The 17802-nt window shown below is 45.5% G+C and carries 18 protein-coding genes and 1 other RNA gene; 4 read left to right on the forward strand and 15 right to left on the reverse strand.

The window, feature by feature from the left end:
• Positions 1–29 precede the first annotated feature (29 nt).
• The 8 genes from mraY to rsmI all read right to left on the reverse strand — a co-directional run bounded on the left by mraY (position 30) and on the right by rsmI (position 8717).
• A complete protein-coding gene (gene mraY, locus J4N40_RS14305; protein WP_005372931.1) occupies positions 30–1112 on the reverse strand; it encodes a phospho-N-acetylmuramoyl-pentapeptide-transferase in 1083 nt (360 codons plus the stop codon).
• Positions 1112–2476, reverse strand: a complete 1365-nt coding sequence (locus J4N40_RS14310; protein WP_005372928.1) for a UDP-N-acetylmuramoyl-tripeptide--D-alanyl-D-alanine ligase — start codon at positions 2474–2476, stop codon at positions 1112–1114. Before J4N40_RS14310 ends, mraY begins: the two co-directional genes overlap by 1 nt.
• Positions 2473–3954, reverse strand: coding sequence for a UDP-N-acetylmuramoyl-L-alanyl-D-glutamate--2,6-diaminopimelate ligase (murE, locus tag J4N40_RS14315; RefSeq protein WP_033906090.1), 1482 nt, complete (start codon positions 3952–3954; stop codon positions 2473–2475). The genes J4N40_RS14310 and murE overlap by 4 nt, the downstream gene beginning before the upstream one ends.
• Before the next feature lie 62 nt (positions 3955–4016).
• Complete coding sequence (locus J4N40_RS14320) at positions 4017–5810, reverse strand: penicillin-binding transpeptidase domain-containing protein (RefSeq protein WP_005372922.1); 1794 nt, start codon at positions 5808–5810, stop codon at positions 4017–4019.
• Positions 5807–6124: a cell division protein FtsL gene (gene ftsL / locus J4N40_RS14325; protein WP_005372920.1), complete on the reverse strand. Its 318-nt coding sequence runs from the start codon at positions 6122–6124 to the stop codon at positions 5807–5809. Before ftsL ends, J4N40_RS14320 begins: the two co-directional genes overlap by 4 nt.
• 5 nt (positions 6125–6129) lie before the next feature.
• Positions 6130–7080: a 16S rRNA (cytosine(1402)-N(4))-methyltransferase RsmH gene (gene rsmH / locus J4N40_RS14330; protein WP_005372918.1), complete on the reverse strand. Its 951-nt coding sequence runs from the start codon at positions 7078–7080 to the stop codon at positions 6130–6132.
• Between the two features lie 175 nt (positions 7081–7255).
• An RNA gene (gene rnpB, locus J4N40_RS14335) (RNase P RNA component class A) lies at positions 7256–7686 on the reverse strand.
• A gap of 167 nt (positions 7687–7853) precedes the next feature.
• Entirely contained in the window at positions 7854–8717 is an 864-nt protein-coding gene (gene rsmI, locus J4N40_RS14340; protein WP_005372907.1) for a 16S rRNA (cytidine(1402)-2'-O)-methyltransferase, read from the reverse strand.
• A gap of 68 nt (positions 8718–8785) precedes the next feature.
• Between rsmI and J4N40_RS14345 the strand changes: the two genes are divergently transcribed.
• Genes J4N40_RS14345 through J4N40_RS14360 form a run of 4 tightly spaced genes read left to right on the forward strand, consistent with a single transcriptional unit; the run spans position 8786 to position 12236 of the window.
• Complete coding sequence (locus J4N40_RS14345) at positions 8786–10597, forward strand: penicillin-binding protein activator (protein ID WP_104978788.1); 1812 nt, start codon at positions 8786–8788, stop codon at positions 10595–10597.
• Positions 10584–10952, forward strand: coding sequence for a YraN family protein (locus tag J4N40_RS14350; RefSeq protein WP_005372903.1), 369 nt, complete (start codon positions 10584–10586; stop codon positions 10950–10952). Before J4N40_RS14345 ends, J4N40_RS14350 begins: the two co-directional genes overlap by 14 nt.
• Before the next feature lie 3 nt (positions 10953–10955).
• On the forward strand, positions 10956–11546 hold the full coding sequence (locus J4N40_RS14355; protein WP_115385723.1) for a phosphoheptose isomerase: 591 nt from the start codon (positions 10956–10958) through the stop codon (positions 11544–11546).
• Positions 11547–11567: 21 nt separating this feature from the next.
• On the forward strand, positions 11568–12236 hold the full coding sequence (locus tag J4N40_RS14360) for a BON domain-containing protein (protein ID WP_104978786.1): 669 nt from the start codon (positions 11568–11570) through the stop codon (positions 12234–12236).
• A 71-nt stretch (positions 12237–12307) separates the two neighbouring features.
• On the opposite strand, the gene sspB is transcribed toward J4N40_RS14360, so the two are convergent.
• From sspB to rplM, 7 genes are all read right to left on the reverse strand, one after another.
• Positions 12308–12793 carry a ClpXP protease specificity-enhancing factor gene (sspB, locus tag J4N40_RS14365; RefSeq protein WP_005387408.1) on the reverse strand — a complete coding sequence of 162 codons (486 nt, stop codon included), beginning with the start codon at positions 12791–12793 and terminating at the stop codon, positions 12308–12310.
• A gap of 17 nt (positions 12794–12810) precedes the next feature.
• Positions 12811–13446 carry a stringent starvation protein SspA gene (gene sspA, locus J4N40_RS14370; RefSeq protein ID WP_005372897.1) on the reverse strand — a complete coding sequence of 212 codons (636 nt, stop codon included), beginning with the start codon at positions 13444–13446 and terminating at the stop codon, positions 12811–12813.
• A gap of 96 nt (positions 13447–13542) precedes the next feature.
• Positions 13543–14280, reverse strand: coding sequence for a cytochrome c1 (locus tag J4N40_RS14375; RefSeq protein WP_005372881.1), 738 nt, complete (start codon positions 14278–14280; stop codon positions 13543–13545).
• A complete protein-coding gene (locus J4N40_RS14380; protein ID WP_005372880.1) occupies positions 14277–15542 on the reverse strand; it encodes a cytochrome b in 1266 nt (421 codons plus the stop codon). The genes J4N40_RS14375 and J4N40_RS14380 overlap by 4 nt, the downstream gene beginning before the upstream one ends.
• Positions 15542–16132, reverse strand: coding sequence for a ubiquinol-cytochrome c reductase iron-sulfur subunit (gene petA, locus J4N40_RS14385; RefSeq protein ID WP_005372877.1), 591 nt, complete (start codon positions 16130–16132; stop codon positions 15542–15544). Before petA ends, J4N40_RS14380 begins: the two co-directional genes overlap by 1 nt.
• Positions 16133–16822: 690 nt before the next feature.
• Positions 16823–17215, reverse strand: coding sequence for a 30S ribosomal protein S9 (gene rpsI, locus J4N40_RS14390; protein ID WP_005372876.1), 393 nt, complete (start codon positions 17213–17215; stop codon positions 16823–16825).
• Positions 17216–17230: 15 nt separating this feature from the next.
• A complete protein-coding gene (rplM, locus tag J4N40_RS14395) occupies positions 17231–17659 on the reverse strand; it encodes a 50S ribosomal protein L13 (RefSeq protein WP_005372872.1) in 429 nt (142 codons plus the stop codon).
• Positions 17660–17802 lie beyond the last annotated feature (143 nt).

Below are 17802 nucleotides of genomic sequence, written 5' to 3' on the forward strand. Positions count from 1 at the left end.
ACTGTAAATCTTGTTCTTGGAAAGTGCGATTAACGCACTTTCAATGTCGCAAGACCAATCAGAACAAGAACCATAGAAATAATCCAGAAACGCACGATTACGCGAGGTTCTGGCCAACCTTTCAATTCGTAGTGGTGGTGAATCGGTGCCATACGAAAAATGCGCTGACCACGCAGTTTGTATGAACCCACCTGTAGAATTACCGACAGCGTTTCCATCACAAACACACCGCCCATGATCACCAACACCAACTCTTGACGAACGAGAACAGCAATAGTGCCTAACGCGCCGCCAAGCGCTAGTGAGCCGACATCACCCATGAACACTTGTGCTGGATACGTGTTAAACCACAAGAAACCAAGGCCTGCACCGACGATTGCTGTACATACGACAACCAACTCAGAAGCATGTGGTAAGTATGGAATATGAAGGTATTCAGAGAAGTTAACGTTACCGGTCGCCCATGCAATAACCGCGAAGCCTGCTGCAACAAGAACCGTTGGCATGATTGCCAAACCGTCTAGACCATCAGTCAGGTTAACCGCGTTACTTGTACCTACAATGACAAAGTAAGTCAGAATGATATACATCAAACCAAGCTGCGGCATGATGTCTTTAAAGAATGGCACCACTAGCTGAGTTGCTGCTGTGTCTTTACCGTAAGCATACAATGCGAAAGCGACGACAAACGCGATCAACGACTGCCAGAAGTACTTCCAACGCGCGATCAAGCCATCGGTATTTTTGCGTACCACTTTACGATAATCATCAACAAATCCGACCGCACCGTAGCCAAGTAAGACTGTCAGTACCGCCCATACGTAAGGGTTGGATAAGTCTGTCCATAGCAAAATCGTGATTGAGATGGCCGCTAAGATCATGATACCGCCCATTGTTGGGGTACCACGCTTACTAAAGTGAGATTCAGGACCTTCGTTACGCACTACCTGACCAATTTGCAGCATTTGCAAACGCTTGATCATGATTGGTCCCATCCATAATGACAGACCTAGAGCGGTTAATACGCTTAGGATTGCTCGAAAAGACAAGTATTCAAACAATCGGAAAAAAGACAGGTATGGCTGTAGCAGCTCGGCAAGCCAAATAATCATTAATAATACTCCTTCAAAGCAGCAGCGACTTCAAACATACGTGCACCATTCGCTCCTTTCACCAATATCGTATGGTTTTCAGGAACGGCTTGGTCTAGATGCTGCTTGATGTATTCAATCATCTCTTGGTGCGTCTCAAAATGAATGCCTTGGCAAAGATCACTGATCACCTTGGCGTCTGCACCATATGTGAGAACATGTTCAAATTTTTGTGGGGCAGCATGTTCCCCGACTTGACGATGAAGTGCAAGACTTTCCTCGCCCAATTCCGCCATATTACCTAAAATCAGCCAGCGTTGACCTGGGAAAGCGGCCAATAAATCAACTGCCGCTTTCATGGCTGGCACGCTCGCGTTGTAGCTGTCGTCAATCAATTTTATCTTTTCGCTCAGCGCTTCAACCTCGACGCGACCTTTCACTTTGTTCAAATGTTTAAGGCCAGCGCGAACCTCTTCTAATGTGGCGCCCATTTGTAACGCAATAATAGAAGCAGCGATCGCATTCGCAACGTTGTGTTGACCTATAATACCCAGAGACAGTTCAATTTCTTGTGAGCTTGCTGCGATATGTAAGTCAAAGCTTGCTTCACCTGCGGCGTTCAATACGATGTTAGAAGCGAAGAAGTCTGCATCAGTATTACTTTGTGAAAAAGTAATGACTTTCTTATCTGCTAACACTTCATCCCACTTGGCTTCACCATTGCTGTCTAGGTTAACAATCGCAATACCACCAGCTGAAAGGCCTTGGTAGATTTCACCTTTGGCTTGTTTCACGCCATCGATAGAACCAAAGCCTTCAAGGTGAGCGGCGGCTACATTGTTCACTAACGCGATATCTGGTTTTACTAACTGAGTCGTGTAAGCAATTTCACCTATATGATTAGCACCAAGCTCAATCACGGCATAATCATCATCCTGCTGTGAGCGCAATAATGTCAACGGAACACCAATATCATTATTGAAGTTACCCGCCGTGAATAACACTTTGCCTTTCAATTGCAGGATACTCGCAACCATTTCTTTTACGGTCGTTTTACCGCAACTTCCGGTGATGGCAACGGTAGGTGTTTTGCATGCTTGATGCACCCAAGAAGCAAACTCACCCAATGCAAGTTTGGTATCCGACACCACAATTTGCGGCACATTCACATCTAAGCGTTTTTCTACGAGTAAAGCACCGGCACCTGCATCTACCGCTTGTTGGCAAAAGTTGTGCGCATCAAAGCGCTCCCCAACTAACGCGACGAATAAAGCCCCACGCTCAATCGTTCGTGTATCAGTAGAAACCGCGTCGATAAGTAGCTCGTCGCCGAATCGCTCACCACGAGTGATGTCTGCAATTTGAGATAACGTTACTTTGATCATGAGGTCAATCCTAAAAGTTGCATTGCGGACTCGCGGTCGGAGTAATGAATCGTTTCGCCATTACGAATCTGATAATCTTCATGGCCCTTTCCAGCTAACAAGATAATGTCGTTTGGCGAAGCATTTTCAATGGCATAAGACAGCGCTTTGAAGCGGTCATGCTGAACAATCGCTTCAGCAGGTTTTGACAGCCCAGCTAACATATCTTTCACAATCTGAACCGGATCTTCGCTGCGTGGGTTATCGTCAGTCAACACCACTCTGTCGCCCAGACGCTCTGCAATTTCCGCCATCATTGGACGCTTACCTGCATCGCGATCGCCACCGCAGCCAAAAATAGCCCACAGCTGGCCTTCACAATGAACTCGTAAAGCTTGCAGCGCTTTTTCTAAAGCATCAGGAGTATGAGCATAATCGACCACGACTTTGGCACGATCCTCAGTTTGGAATAACTCCATTCGGCCGAGTACGGGTTGCAGTTGACCTGCAGTTTCGAGTAACGCTTGTTTCTCTTTACCTAAGCTTAATAAGGTCGCAAAAGCGAGCATTAAGTTGGTTGCATTAAACTCACCAATCAATGGCGCGTGCAATTCACCTGAGCCAAATTTACCATCGAACTTAATAGTAATCCCTGACTCCGCGTAACTGACTTCCGTCGCCCAAATTGCGCTTTCAAATTCAGTGTTCGGCTTGAGCGAAACAGCGACCGCATTACTTAACTGCGACGCCCATTGATGACCTACTTCATCATCAGCATTGATAATGGCACGTTCACATTGGTGTTGCGTGAACAACCCAAGCTTTGCATTGGCATACTCTTCCATCGTGCCATGATAATCTAAGTGGTCACGACTTAAGTTAGTAAACACGCCCGCCGCAAATGATAGTGCTTTGACACGACCTTGCGTCAGGCCATGGGAAGATACTTCTAGCGCGGTGTATGTGGCTTGTTGATTTGCGAGAGAGGAGAGCGTTTTCTGAATTTCAACGGCATTCCCCGTTGTATTCGCAGCTTGTTGCAAGTTATTGAGGAAGCCATTTCCTGTTGTTCCCATTACCGCCGCTTTATGGTCAAGCAGTTCTAGCCATTGCGCTATTAACTGGGTAATGGTGGTTTTGCCGTTGGTGCCGGTGACACCAATCAAATCCATATTAGGGTAAGCATAGAGCTTTCCAGCAATTGCGGATAAACGTTGGTCCAACCTATCGATGTAAATGACGGGAACATCATCAATGATTTCCACCGTACCATGTGTTTTGACATCGCAGGCTTGCGCCAGGGCTGCATTTGCACCTTGCTCAATTGCAGAGGCAATGAATTTACGCCCATCCACAACATGGCCAATCACTGCTACAAACGTGGTTCCAGGTTGAACTCTTCGGCTGTCGAGCTCCAATTCAGAAACAAGAACGGACGATAAGCTAGGGCAATCCACCCAAGGGGAAAGCAGCACGTCCATACTGATGGCTTTAGTCATATTTGTTCTCCGAGCTTTGGCTCAGGTTTTCTTAATTTTGTTTGCTCAGTAAACCACAGGGCTTACTGTTGGAATTTGTTTTCGTCAGGTGCAACATTGAGTATTTGTAGCGCGCCTTTCATGATTTCAGAGAAAACAGGAGACGCTACCGAACCACCATAGTAGTCATCACCTTGAGGCTCGTTTACGATCACTACTAAAGCAATTCGCGGATCGCTAACCGGAGCAAGCCCAGCCGTGTAGGTGATGTACTCGTCGCTGTACCCACCGGCAGAAGCTTTACGTGATGTACCCGTTTTCGCTCCCACTCGATAACCAGGAACTGCCGCTCTGCGAGCCGAGCCCCCTTTTTGAGTTACGGTTTCCAACATGTCTAATACTTGACGCGCATACTTCGCACTCACCACTTGACGTGACATGTCATGATCATTGCTTTCGATAATATGAATAGGCTCGTATTTGCCAAGGTTTCCAAGCGTCGCATAAGCATGGGCTAGCTGGATTGGTGTAATTGATAGACCATAACCAAACGCAATCGTGGCGCGCTCAATTGGCGACCAACGAGTTCGTGTAGGAAAAATACCCGTCACTTCCCCAACTAGGTTTAGGCCAGAAAGCTCACCAAAACCCACTGAACTGTACAGCCCAAGAAGCGCCTCTACCGGCATTTGCATTGCTAGCTTCGTCACACCGATATTACTCGACTTTTTAAGGATCGTGGTCAAGCTCGCTTTGCCTACGCGAGAGACATCTCTGACTCGACTACCACCTAAACGTAGGACACCATTACCGGTATCTACGATGGTATCTTTATCGGCTATCCCATTTTCTAAGGCGGCTAAAATAACGAAAGGCTTAATGGTCGAACCGGGCTCCATTGAGTCCGTGATCACTCGGTTACGCATTTGATAGCTTTGCCAATCGCTACGATTATTAGGGTTGTAAGAAGGAGCATTAACCATGGCCAATACGGCGCCCGTTTTTACATCCAACATGACAACGGAACCTGAAGTGGCGCGGTGGTCCGCAACGGCTTGCTTAATCGCACGATACGCAATCGCCTGTAGGCGCTGATCGATGGTTAACTGAAGTGATTTACCTTCTTGCTTGTCTTGCCAAGCAATGTTTTCCACAACACGACCATAACGGTCTTTACGAATAGTTTTCTTACCCGCCGCGCCAGTGAGCCACTCATCGTAGCTACGCTCCACACCTTCTAGGCCATGCCCGTCAATGCCTGTTACACCGACTAAGTGAGCACTAACCTCACCTGCAGGATAATAACGACGAGATTCCGACTTAAGGCCAACACCTGGCAGCTTTAGCTCACGAATATAGTTCGCCATGGCCGGACTGACCTGGCGCTGCAAGTAGATAAAGCGACGTTTTTCATTGCGCTTAATTTTGTCTATTAACCCTTGTCGGTCAATACCAAGAACATCCGCTAATGCATGCCAACTTTTGGTCTGGCTTAACGCGTTTTCTTTAAATATAGTGGCAGGATCTGCCCAAACCGCCTCAACCGGTACACTGACAGCAAGCGGCTCACCATTTCGATCCGAAATAATACCGCGAGCAGAAGGAATGGATTTAACACGAACCGAACGTAGGTCACCTTGTTTAATCAGGTTATCTGGCTCAATGATTTGGATGTAGGCTACGCGTGCCACCAAAAGGGCAAATGCACAAAAAACAAAAAACAGTAATAGATGGAAGCGCCAACGAATCAAGAAAGATTCTTCGACCGCCACTTTCACTGCTTTATTATCGTTTTTCTTATCCCCCGTAGCCGCTTTCTCTTTTGCTACAGGTTTACGCTTATTGGCTTGTTTCGTGTTGGATTTTTTTCTAATCATTTGAGCGTGACAACCACTTCTTTATCGCCATCAGGTCGTTTCATTTCAAGTTCTTTTTTGGCAAGGTCTTGAACACGACTGTGTTCCGCGAGGGCAGTTTCTTCCAACATTAAGTTGCGCCATTCGCTATCTAATCGTTCTCGTTCAACCAACGTATGGTCTTTCTCGGTGATCGCTTGACGCGCATGGTGGGTAGCAAATACCACTCCCATTGCCGATGCCACGATCAATAGCAACAACAGTAATGGCCAGCGACCAACAGTGAGGAGATCTGTTGCAATCAACTTAGCAAGATTAGGAGTGGATTTCGTCATAATAATTAAAGCTTTTCCGCAATTCTTAACACAGAGCTGCGCGAGCGAGGGTTCATTTCAATTTCTTGTTTGCTTGGCTTAATCGCTTTGCTCACCGCTTTCATATTCGCACTACCAAGAGCACGAATTTGCTCTTCCGTCATTGGAATACCATGTGGCACTTCAGGCCCTTTGCTCTCTTTACGGATAAAACGTTTGACCATACGGTCTTCCAGAGAGTGAAAGCTAATCACAGATAAACGGCCTTCAGGAGCCAGAATGCTCGCCGCGCCTTTAAGTGCCGTATCAATTTCTTCTAACTCACTGTTGATGTAAATACGAAAAGCCTGGAAAGCACGAGTCGCAGGGTGTTTTTTCTCTTTAAAACTTTTCGGTGCGGCATCTGAAATCAATTTTGCCAGCTGACCAGTGCGAACCATTGGCTCATTTTCTTCATCTTCACGGTAGGCAACAATCGCTTTTGCAATACGGCGCGCATGTTTATCTTCCCCAAACTCGCGAATGACCCAAGTGATATCATCGAGGTCTGCTTCCATCAACCATTGAGATACTGGAACACCTGATGTCGGGTCCATACGCATATCTAGCGGACCGTCTTTCATAAAGCTAAAGCCACGCTCTGCGTCGTCTAACTGAGGAGAAGAAACGCCTAAATCCAGCAGAACACCATCCACTTTTCCAACTAGCCCATACTCTTCAGCATACTCAGCAATACCAGAAAATGGACCATGAATAATGGTGAAGCGAGGGTCATTGATTTTGCCTGCCTCAGCGATCGCTTGAGGGTCACGGTCGATACTGTACAGTCGGCCATTTTCACCGAGTTTAGATAGAATTGTCCGGCTGTGACCGCCACGGCCAAATGTTCCATCAATATAGACGCCGTCTGGTTTGATAGCTAAGCCATCAATGGATTCATTTAATAACACGGAAATATGTTGGAAGGTTTCGGTCATAGCTTTCTCGTTGAATGATCTTGAAGCGATTCTTTAGTGTACTGATTTCCTACATCATCGCCACCACAAGTCTAAAGTTAGACGTGATTTACGCCAAGTTTATTGGTAATGACATAGTTTGCGTCAATTAAATGCAAAAAACCCATCACTACCGAAGTAGAGATGGGTCTCGAATAGGTGGAGCCGACACATAAGCCGGGTTCTGTTCCGCTTGCGCGGCGGTAGCCATTCGTCTAGGCCAGCAATCACTCACTGGCTCGAGCAACCTACCCGCCTCCTTACGCGAGCAACGCAATGTGGAGGCCTATTTGGTCTTGCTTCAGGTGGAGTTTACCCTGCTACGAACTATTGCTAGTCGTCCGGTGCGCTCTTACCGCACCCTTTCACCCTTACCTGTACCCTTACGGGCCATCGGCGGTCTTCTCTCTGCTGCACTTGTCGTAGGCTTGCGCCCCCCAGGCGTTACCTGGCACCTTGCTCTATGAAGCCCGGACTTTCCTCCCCTTTGTCAGTCTCCCGAAGGACGTCAACGTCAGTCTCCCAAAGGGACTTCGACGTCAGTCTCCCGAAGGACATCAACAAAGCAGCGACTACCCAGTCAGCTCCGAGGGCGGATTGTATAGAGTTCTCACTTCAGAGTCTAGTTAGATCACAGATATGATGAAATGAATGCACTAAGTGATGACTTTTTAGTCAACGTGCCAAAAATAGATAATAAAAAGGCCGATGCCTAAACATCAGCCCTCATTGACCATTTATCTCGCTAGTGGCACTTAGTCTAAGTTTTCTAAGCCCCATTTATATAACGCATTCTTCTTCAAGTTATGTATTTCTGCCACCAAAGCAGCTGCTTTTTTCAAAGGCAGCTCTTTGGTCAAAATGCCTAACGTGCGTAAAGCATCTTCAGGTAGTGAGTCGTCTGTTGTTTCACGATGGCCATGTACCAACAATACCATTTCACCACGCTGTTGGTTATCGTCACTTTTCACCCATTCAATCAGCTCACCTAACGGCATGCCTTGAATGGTTTCAAAGGTTTTTGTTAGCTCTCTTGCCAACACAACTTCTCTATCTGGGCCAAGAACGTCTAACATGTCTTGTAGAGAGTCTAAAATACGGTGCGGTGACTCGTAAAAAATACACGTACGCTCTACCGAAGCAATCTCTAGGAATTTATCCTTACGACCTTTGCTTTTCGGTGGTAAAAAACCTTCGAAGCTAAAGCGATCCGATGGCAAGCCAGAGGCACTTAACGCCGTAATGACCGCACAAGCACCTGGAAGAGGCACAACTCTAACGCCCGCTTGACGACATTTTGTCACCAAATGGTATCCTGGGTCGCTGATAAGTGGCGTACCAGCGTCAGAAACTAATGCGATAGACTGACCGGAAAGCAGCTTTTCTACCAAAACTTGTGCTTTTTGCTGCTCATTGTGGTCATGTAGAGCAAAAGTTTTGGTTTGAATATTGAAGTGAGACAGTAATTTGCCCGTATGTCGAGTATCCTCAGCGGCAATGATGTCCACAGTCGACAGAATTTCGATAGCACGTTGGGTGATATCCGCTAAATTTCCGATTGGAGTCGGTACGATATAGAGAGTTGGCCCCTCATTCGGCAACTTATTTTTATCTGTCATTTGTTTACCATCACTTCAACGATTAATATAGAGACAATTTTGTACAAAATTATAGAGAACTCACGGCAATGATTAACCATAAGAGACTCAGTGTACCACGCATACTTACTCCTGTTGCACTAGCAATTACGCTCGCCGCCTGTTCTTCAGGTCCAAGACAGCCTGATGGCGTTGATGTAACACTTGAGCCTACTCAGTCTGTTCAGAACTATATGATCCAAGCTGATAGCACGGAAGGCAGTTTACAAAATGACTGGTTGATCATGGCAACCAAAGCCGCGATTCAAGCAAACCAGTTTGATCAAGCAGAAATGTTGATCAAGCGCCTGGCTCGTCAACAGTTAACCGAAGTTCAGCAAGCAGAGTGGCAACTAGCGCGTGCGACCATACAGCAAAAACAGGGTAATTACTCTCAGTTGCTGCAATTGTTGAATTTTAAACCTTGGTGGAAGTTGCCAAATGAGCAATGGAAAGACTATTACTTGATGCGTGCCGACGCTTATCAAGGTCTTAATCAAGCGTTTGAGGCAAACCGCCAACTGGTTGCATTTGGCCAATATGCATCGTCCGCGGAGCAGAGAGAGATTTCTAGCCGTATTTGGATGAACTTTGGCAGCTACTCCGAGTACGAACTGACCTCATTAGAAACAGAGCCAAATGAAGATGTTTTGGATGGTTGGCTACAACTCGCTATTTATGCGAAAACGCTGTCGGGCAACTTATCCCAACTAAAAAATACCCTCGAACGCTGGTTAAACGAGAACCCATCGCATCCAGCCGCTATCTACACACCAGAAGAGATTCAAAACATTCTCTCTCTAGACATCGTTAAACCAAACAACACCGCTTTGTTACTGCCGCTTACTGGTAAATTCTCGCCACAAGCGCAATTAATTCGTGATGGTTTTGTGTTTGCGATGATGAATGATCGTAACCGTGATCCAAGCGCTACCCTCACGGTAATAGACACTAATGCGTATAACGCCGACCAAATTAAACAACGTTTGATCAATGAAAACATCGATTTTGTTGTTGGTCCCCTAGAAAAAGAAAACGTTGAGCTATTGCACACAACCATGGATGGCTCAGAAAATGGTCCTACGATTCCAGCCCTTGCGCTAAATATTCCCGAAGATGTGCAACCAGATAGCAATATTTGCTACTTGGCATTATCACCAGAACAAGAAGCCGCACAAGCAGCGAAACACTTGTTCAGCGAAGGCTATAACTTCCCTCTGATCCTGGCACCAAAGGGCATCTTTGGTGAGCGCGTAACTGAAGCATTCAACAAAGAATGGCGCAAGTACAGCTCTAATAAAGTCGCAGCAAGTTATTTTGGCGACAAGCGCCAACTTCAAAAAGACATCAATGAAGTATTTGGTCTGCAAGAAAGCAAACAACGTATTGCTCAGATGCAATCACTAATGCGTATCAAGCTTGAAACACAGCCACGTAGCCGTCGTGATGTCGATGCGGTTTATATTGTTGCTAGAAGCACGGAACTGACTTTGATCAAGCCATTTATTGAGGTAGCGATTAACCCAGACGCCAAAGCTCCTCAAATTTTCTCTAGCTCGCGTAGCAACAGTGGCGGCGCGACTTACGAAGATCTAACAGGCATCATCTACAGCGATATCCCATTACTGATTGACCCAGACCCTAGCGTGACCGCTGAAATGAACGAGTTGTGGTCAGAGCAATCTAACATGGAAAAACGTTTGAAAGCACTGGGTATGGATGCGTATAAATTGATTGGGGAGCTGCCACAAATGAAGGTCGTTCCGGGCTACTCAGTTGGCGGCCAAACCGGTATTTTAAGTATCGACAATAATTGTGTTGTACAGCGTGAGCTAAGCTGGGCTGAGCGTGGGGCTCTTTAGCAAGCGCCAAATCGGAAATCAATATGAAGCTCTGGCGAAGCAGTATTTACAACGCCAGGGCTTAAACTTTATTGAACAAAATTTTCTGACTAAGGTCGGTGAGATTGATTTAATCTTCCAACAAGGTGAAACTATTGTGTTTGTTGAAGTCAAATACCGTAAGAACAATCACTTTGGCTCGGCAGCAGAAATGGTGACGCACGCTAAAATGCGCAAGCTAGTCAAAACCGCACAAGTTTGGCTTAGCCAACAAAAGCGCTTAAAACACAATATCGATTATCGATTTGATGTCATCGCCATTCATGATAATGGGCGAGATATCAACTGGATAGAAAACGCAATCTCTGAAGGATAAGCGATGCTAGACAGCATTAAAGACAGCTTTACAGAAAGTATTCAAATTCAAATCGCAGCAGCAGAGGCGCTGCCTGATGCCATTACTCATGCAGCTCAAGCGATGGTGTCGAGCCTGCTTAATGGCAATAAAATTTTATGTTGTGGTAATGGCGGCAGTGCTTCAAACGCTCAACAATTTGTTTCTTGTCTTTTAAACCGTTTTGAAACTGAGCGCCCTAGCCTACCAGCAATGGCCTTAACCGCCGATAATACTACCCTAACCGCAGTGGCCAACGATTACCACTACCAGGAAATCTTCTCAAAACAGGTACGAGCGTTTGGTCAACCAGGCGACATTTTGCTTGCCATGTCGACTAGTGGTAACAGTAAAAATATTATCAAAGCGATGGAAGCAGCCGTAACTCGAGACATGACGATTATCGCGCTAACAGGAAAAGATGGCGGAGAGATGGCAGGACTGCTCGGTGAGAAAGACGTCGAAATTCGTATTCCATCACACCGCACTGCACGTATTCACGAAGTACATATGGTAACACTCCATTGTCTTTGTGATCTTATTGACCAGGTGCTTTTCCCTGCTCACGAAGAGTAACCAAGACTGAGAGTCAGAATTATGATACGTAGCCTCGTTATCTTATTAACAGCATTGAGTTTAAGTGGTTGCGCAGGTTTGTTTATCGCAGGTGCAGCAACCACAGCGAATATTGTCACGGACACACGCACGACAAAACAAATCTGGCAGGACAATAACATTGAATTCGAAGTTGCGGCGATCGGCAATAAAGTACCGTTTAAAGGTGAAGTACGTGTCGTTGCCAGTTCATATAATGGGACTGTAGTCCTTATGGGACAAGCTCCGACACAAGACCTTATCCTTGCTTTAGAGCGAAGAGCTAGAGAAGTTAGTGGTGTAAAAGTCATACACAATCAAATCAAACAAAAAGAGCCACTCACTGTTACCCAGATTAGCAATGACAGCTGGATCACAACCAAAGTAAAGTCAGCTTTGCTTACTGATTCTGAGCTTAATGGTGTTAAGGTTAAAGTGATCACCGAAGATGGCGATGTTTTTCTGTTTGGTTATGTCACACCAGAGCAAGGCGATCGAGCGACAGAAATCGCACGTAACATCTCAGGCGTAAAACAAGTCATTAAAGGGTTCCAATACGGCGAAATGGAGCCTGTTGAAGTGGACTTACCGAGTGACGGTGTACAAACAATAGAAAGTGAGGCAAGTACAGAAAGTGAAAAGAACGTCGAGGTCTTTACGATTAGTGAGTAATTTCCAAAGTCTGGCTTGAAATCATCTTCAACAAGTTAAAAAGAAAAAAGCAGCGTAACGCTGCTTTTTTATTATTTAATCACTCTTAAGCTTGGTTTGCCTTTTGGTCGAGGAGCATCGTCCTCTTCGGCATCTGAATCAGAAACTAACTCAGAAGGCTCATCGCTAACCGTTGTGAACGATGGGGATGATTCTTCCTCGGTCATCGCTTCTTCTTCGATGTGAGTGTACGCTTCTTCTGGTTCAAACATAGTACCAGCACCATTCTCACGTGCATAAATAGCTTGAACAGCATACACAGGCACGATCACTGAGTGCGGACGACCGCTAAAGCGAGCATGGAAGGTAATCGCATCATTACCTAACTCAAGATTACCCACTGCACGTGGCGCAATATTCAAAATAATTTGACCATCTTGAATAAATTCAACCGGGACACGCACCCCTGGCATTGTTGCATCCACAACCAAGTGAGGAGTCAAGTCATTGTCTACTAACCAGTCGTAAAATGCGCGAAGCATATACGGGCGGCGAGCAGTCATTTTTGCAATATCCATAACGTGTTTTAAATCGCTTAGCGAACTAGGCGCATTTCACGTTCAGCTTCAGTCAAAGAAGCAAGGAACGAATCACGTTCAAATACGCGGTTCATGTATACCTTGATTTCTTTTGAACCAGGGCCAACAAGATCGATACCAAGTTGAGGCAAACGCCACAATAGTGGAGCTAGGTAACAATCGATCAAGCTGAATTCTTCGCTCATGAAGTACTCATATTCAGCAAAAATTGGCGCTAACGTCAGAAGATCATTACGCAGCTTTGTGCGTGCTTTTTCTGATTCTTCCGCATTACCTTTCATCACTTTTTCAGCGAGTGAATACCAGTTGCGTTCGATACGGTACATCATCAAGCGGCTGTTGCCACGAGCAACAGGGTAAACCGGCATTAGAGGTGGATGAGGGAAACGCTCGTCCAAGTACTCCATGATGATTTTTGAATCGTAAAGAGCTAGCTCACGGTCAACAAGAGTTGGCACTGATTTATATGGGTTTAGCTCAACAAGCTCAGCAGGAAGGTTTGCTTCGTCAACAAGCTCAACTTCAACACTTACGCCTTTTTCAGCTAGTACAATGCGAACCTGATGGCTATACAAATCTGATGCACTTGAGAAAAGAGTCATCACAGAACGTTTATTGGCAGCTACAGCCATGGAGCCCTCCAGTACACTTACAAATAAAAACAATGGAGGCTAAGCCTCCATTGTACATCAATTAAAATTGGGAATTAGCACGGTATTTTAGCACAATTAATGCACATCGCGCCAATACTCTTTCTTGAGCATCACAACAACGATGGTTAGAAGCACTAAGAAGCCCATTACCCACCAGCCTAAAGCATGACGCTCAAGCTGCACTGGGTCACCTGAATAAACTAAGAAGTTAACGAGATCGCCAACCGCTTTGTCATATTCGCCTTCACTCAGCTCACCCGTGCCATCGGTTTCAGTACCAACAACAACTTGTACTTCTTCGCCATCTACGATTTTCGTATCGTAAATCGGCGTCGGGATGCCCTGTAGCTCTTCAAGTACATGCGGCATACCAACACTCGGGAAGACGATGTTGTTCACGCCGAATGGACGAGATGGATCAACATAGAAAGAGCGTAAGTAAGTGTATAACCAATCAGCACCACGAACTCGTGCAACCAACGTAAGATCTGGTGGTGGAGCACCAAACCAGTTTGCCGCTTGCTTCGGTGGCATAGCATTGACCATTAGATCACCGATTTTCGCTTCAGGATTGAAAATCAGGTTTTCTTTCATTAAGTCTGTTGGAATTTCCAAGTCTGTTGCTACACGCTCGTAACGCTGGTATTGCGTAGAGTGACAAGCAAAACAGTAGTTCATGAACAACTTCGCGCCGTTTTGTAGCGAAGCTTTATCCGTAAGGTCAACATTCGCTTTATCCAGCGGAACATTGGCCCCAGCTGCCATCGCTAGTGATGGCAACATAGCAAATAGAATTACAATCCACTTCTTCATTTGAATGTCACCCTCTCTGGTAATGGTTTGGTTGCTTCATTTTTGCTGTAGAAGAACAGCAACACAAAGAACATGAAGTAACACAAGCTAAAGATCTGAGATAGTAGTGTGTACGTTGGTGTCGCAGGTAACGCACCTAAAATACCCAGAGCGATAAAGGCGATAGTGAACTGTACAATATTCAATAGATGAAGTTTGCTACGGTAACGGTATGAACGAACTTTACAACGATCCAACCAAGGTAGAACAAACAGCACTGCAATTGACGCGCCCATTAGGATAACACCTAATAGTTTGTCTGGAACCGCACGTAAGATTGCGTAGAACGGCGTGAAGTACCATACCGGAGCAATATGCTCTGGTGTCTTCAGTGGGTTTGCAGCTTCAAAGTTAGGCGGCTCAAGGAAGTACCCACCCATTTCTGGGTTAAAGAACAGCACGTAACAGAAGAAGAACAAGAAACCAGCGACACCGACCAAGTCCTTAACCGTGCCGTACGGATGGAAAGGAATCGAATCAATGATGTCATATTTCTTCGTATAGTAATCGTGGAACTTGAATTGCGTTTTGTAATCGTCGCCCATTGAGCCTTTTGGCAGCTTAGTTTCGATACCATCCGGGTTGTTTGAGCCTACTTCGTGCAGCGCCAATACGTGCAGAACAACAAGAAGAAGCAAAACGATAGGCAGTGCAATAACGTGTAGTGCGAAGAAACGGTTTAGCGTTGCACCAGAGATGATGTAGTCACCACGAATCCAAAGTGTTAGGTCATCACCGATAACAGGAATAGCACCAAACAGGGAAATGATTACCTGCGCACCCCAGTATGACATCTGACCCCATGGAAGTAGGTAACCCATGAACGCTTCAGCCATGAGAACTAGGAAGATCAACATACCGAAGATCCACAACAGTTCACGAGGTTTTTGGTATGAACCGTAGATCAAACCACGGAACATGTGAAGATACACAACAACGAAAAACGCTGACGCGCCAGTGGAATGCATGTAACGCAGAAGCCAACCGTACTCTACATCACGCATAATGTATTCGATAGACGCAAATGCACCGTCACCTGAAGGAACATAGTTCATCGTTAGCCAAATACCCGTTAGGATTTGGTTAACAAGAACCAGCATCGCCAGAGAACCGAAAAGGTACCAAAAGTTGAAGTTCTTAGGCATTGGGTATTCAGACAAATGCTTTTTATAAGCATTCATTGCAGGAATACGCTTTTCAACCCAATCTAACATTGCTTGCATTATGCATCTCCCTCATCAACACCCACAATGAGCTTGGTATCGCTCAAATACATGTGCTTAGGAACGACAAGGTTCAACGGAGCAGGTACTCCTTGGAACACTCGACCAGCCATGTCGAACTTAGAACCATGACAAGGACAGAAGAAGCCAGATCTTACGCCCTGCACCTGCTCTGAGAAAGAGTCAGGTAGATAGGTTGGTGAACAACCTAAGTGGGTACAGAAACCAACTGCGACGAAAAACTCTTCCTTAATCGAACGAAACTCATTCTGAGCGTACTCAGGCTGCTGCTCCATTTCAGATTGTGGATCGCGAAGCTTATCACCGATCGATTTTAAGTTATCCAGAACGCTTTGAGTGCGGCGAACAATCCATACAGGTTTTCCCTGCCACTCAACACGAACCAGCTGACCTGGTTCAATTTTACTTATATCCACTTCCACCGGTGCGCCCGCCGCTTTGGCTTTAGCACTCGGATTCCATGATTTGATAAAAGGCACGGCGACGGCGACTGCCCCTAACCCACCAACAACTGCCGTTGTAGCGGTTAGAAAACGCCTGCGACCGTTATTTAAAGGCGCGTTGCTCATCCAAACATTCTCCCATTTGCTCCCTTTGGATCGTTATTATTCCGCTTATAAGAGCATGGCTAACAAATAATGAATTTAGTTCTATTTATTGGAGGGAAATGATAAAGAAAACCCTACTTTTTGACAAGATAAAGCTACCTTTTTGTAACATTTGTGAGGCAAATCGCTCGCGTCGTCACAAAAGCGGCAGAATTATAAAAAATTGATGTGATTTGTAACAAGAAAGCACCACATAGAAGCCCCGCTGAAAGCGGATAAAACCTTTTATCTTGGTAGTTTTCAGTTAATTACACAGAGAAATATTTCGTATTACGCGTTCAGCTTGCTGTGTTTATATTTTCAATTTTGTAGCACGCAGAATGCTCAAAAAGGAGCGTAAGTCATTTTAAAACATGTTACAGGAAGAATAAGATACAAAGACATTCTTGCTGATGAATACATCTATGCTGCATCGCAAGAGAAAGCGTGGTGAGTCGCAATTAAATAAGGCACATATAAAACGGCACTGGCAACCTTTCGACGAAGGACTAATAAGAAGGCTTGCTCGGAGTGTGATGATAAGTGAAGGCTGTTCGTTGCTTGAAGACAAGTATGATGTCTTTAAATACAAAAAAGCCCGGCATAGAGCCGAGCTTTTGGTACACAGTTTCCAGAGTAACTCTGAAAAGCATAATTCCCGATAAGAGGAAATTAACGCTTAGAGAACTGTGGACGACGACGTGCTTTACGTAGACCAACTTTCTTACGTTCAACGCAACGAGCGTCACGAGTAACGTAGCCAGCTGCGCGTAGAGCAGGACGTAGAGACTCATCGTATTCCATAAGCGCGCGAGTGATACCGTGACGGATAGCACCAGCTTGACCAGAAATACCGCCGCCTTTAACTGTTACGTAAAGGTCTAGCTTTTCAGTTAGTTCAACTAGCTCTAGAGGTTGTTGTACAACCATACGTGCTGTTGGACGACCGAAGTATTCGTCAAGGTTACGCTTGTTTACTACAATGTTACCGCTGCCTGGTTTAATGAAAACACGTGCAGCTGAGCTTTTGCGACGGCCAGTGCCGTAGTATTGATTCTCTGCCATTTTCGAAATCCCCAATTAGATGTCTAGTACTTGTGGTTGTTGAGCAACATGGTTGTGCTCAGCGCCCGCGTAAACTTTTAGCTTACGGTACATAGCACGGCCTAGAGGACCACGTGGAAGCATGCCTTTAACTGCAAGCTCAAGAGCCATCTCAGGTTTACGATCGATCAACTTTTCAAAAGTGATAGATTTTAGACCACCTGGGAATTCAGAGTGACGGTAGTACACTTTGTTCTTAGCTTTGTTACCAGTTACAGCAACTTTCTCAGCGTTGATAACGATGATGTAATCACCAGTGTCAACGTGAGGAGTGTATTCAGCTTTATGTTTGCCACGTAGGCGAGATGCAATTTCACTTGCTAGACGGCCAAGAGTTTTACCTTCAGCGTCTACAACGTACCAGTCGCGTTTTACAGTTTCTGGTTTAGCAACGAAAGTTTTCATGCTAACAATAACCCGTTAATTAAATTTTAAACTTTAAAGGAACACCCAATAGTGCTCCCACACTGTCTAAGAGCCCAGTCATCACCCCTTCGAGTCGTTGGTACTCTCGACCTTCAATTTCGAAATAACTTCGATAATCAGGT

Origin of the sequence: Vibrio sp. SCSIO 43097, from assembly GCF_023650755.1 — a bacterium.
Classification (GTDB): Bacteria; Pseudomonadota; Gammaproteobacteria; order Enterobacterales; family Vibrionaceae; genus Vibrio; species Vibrio alginolyticus.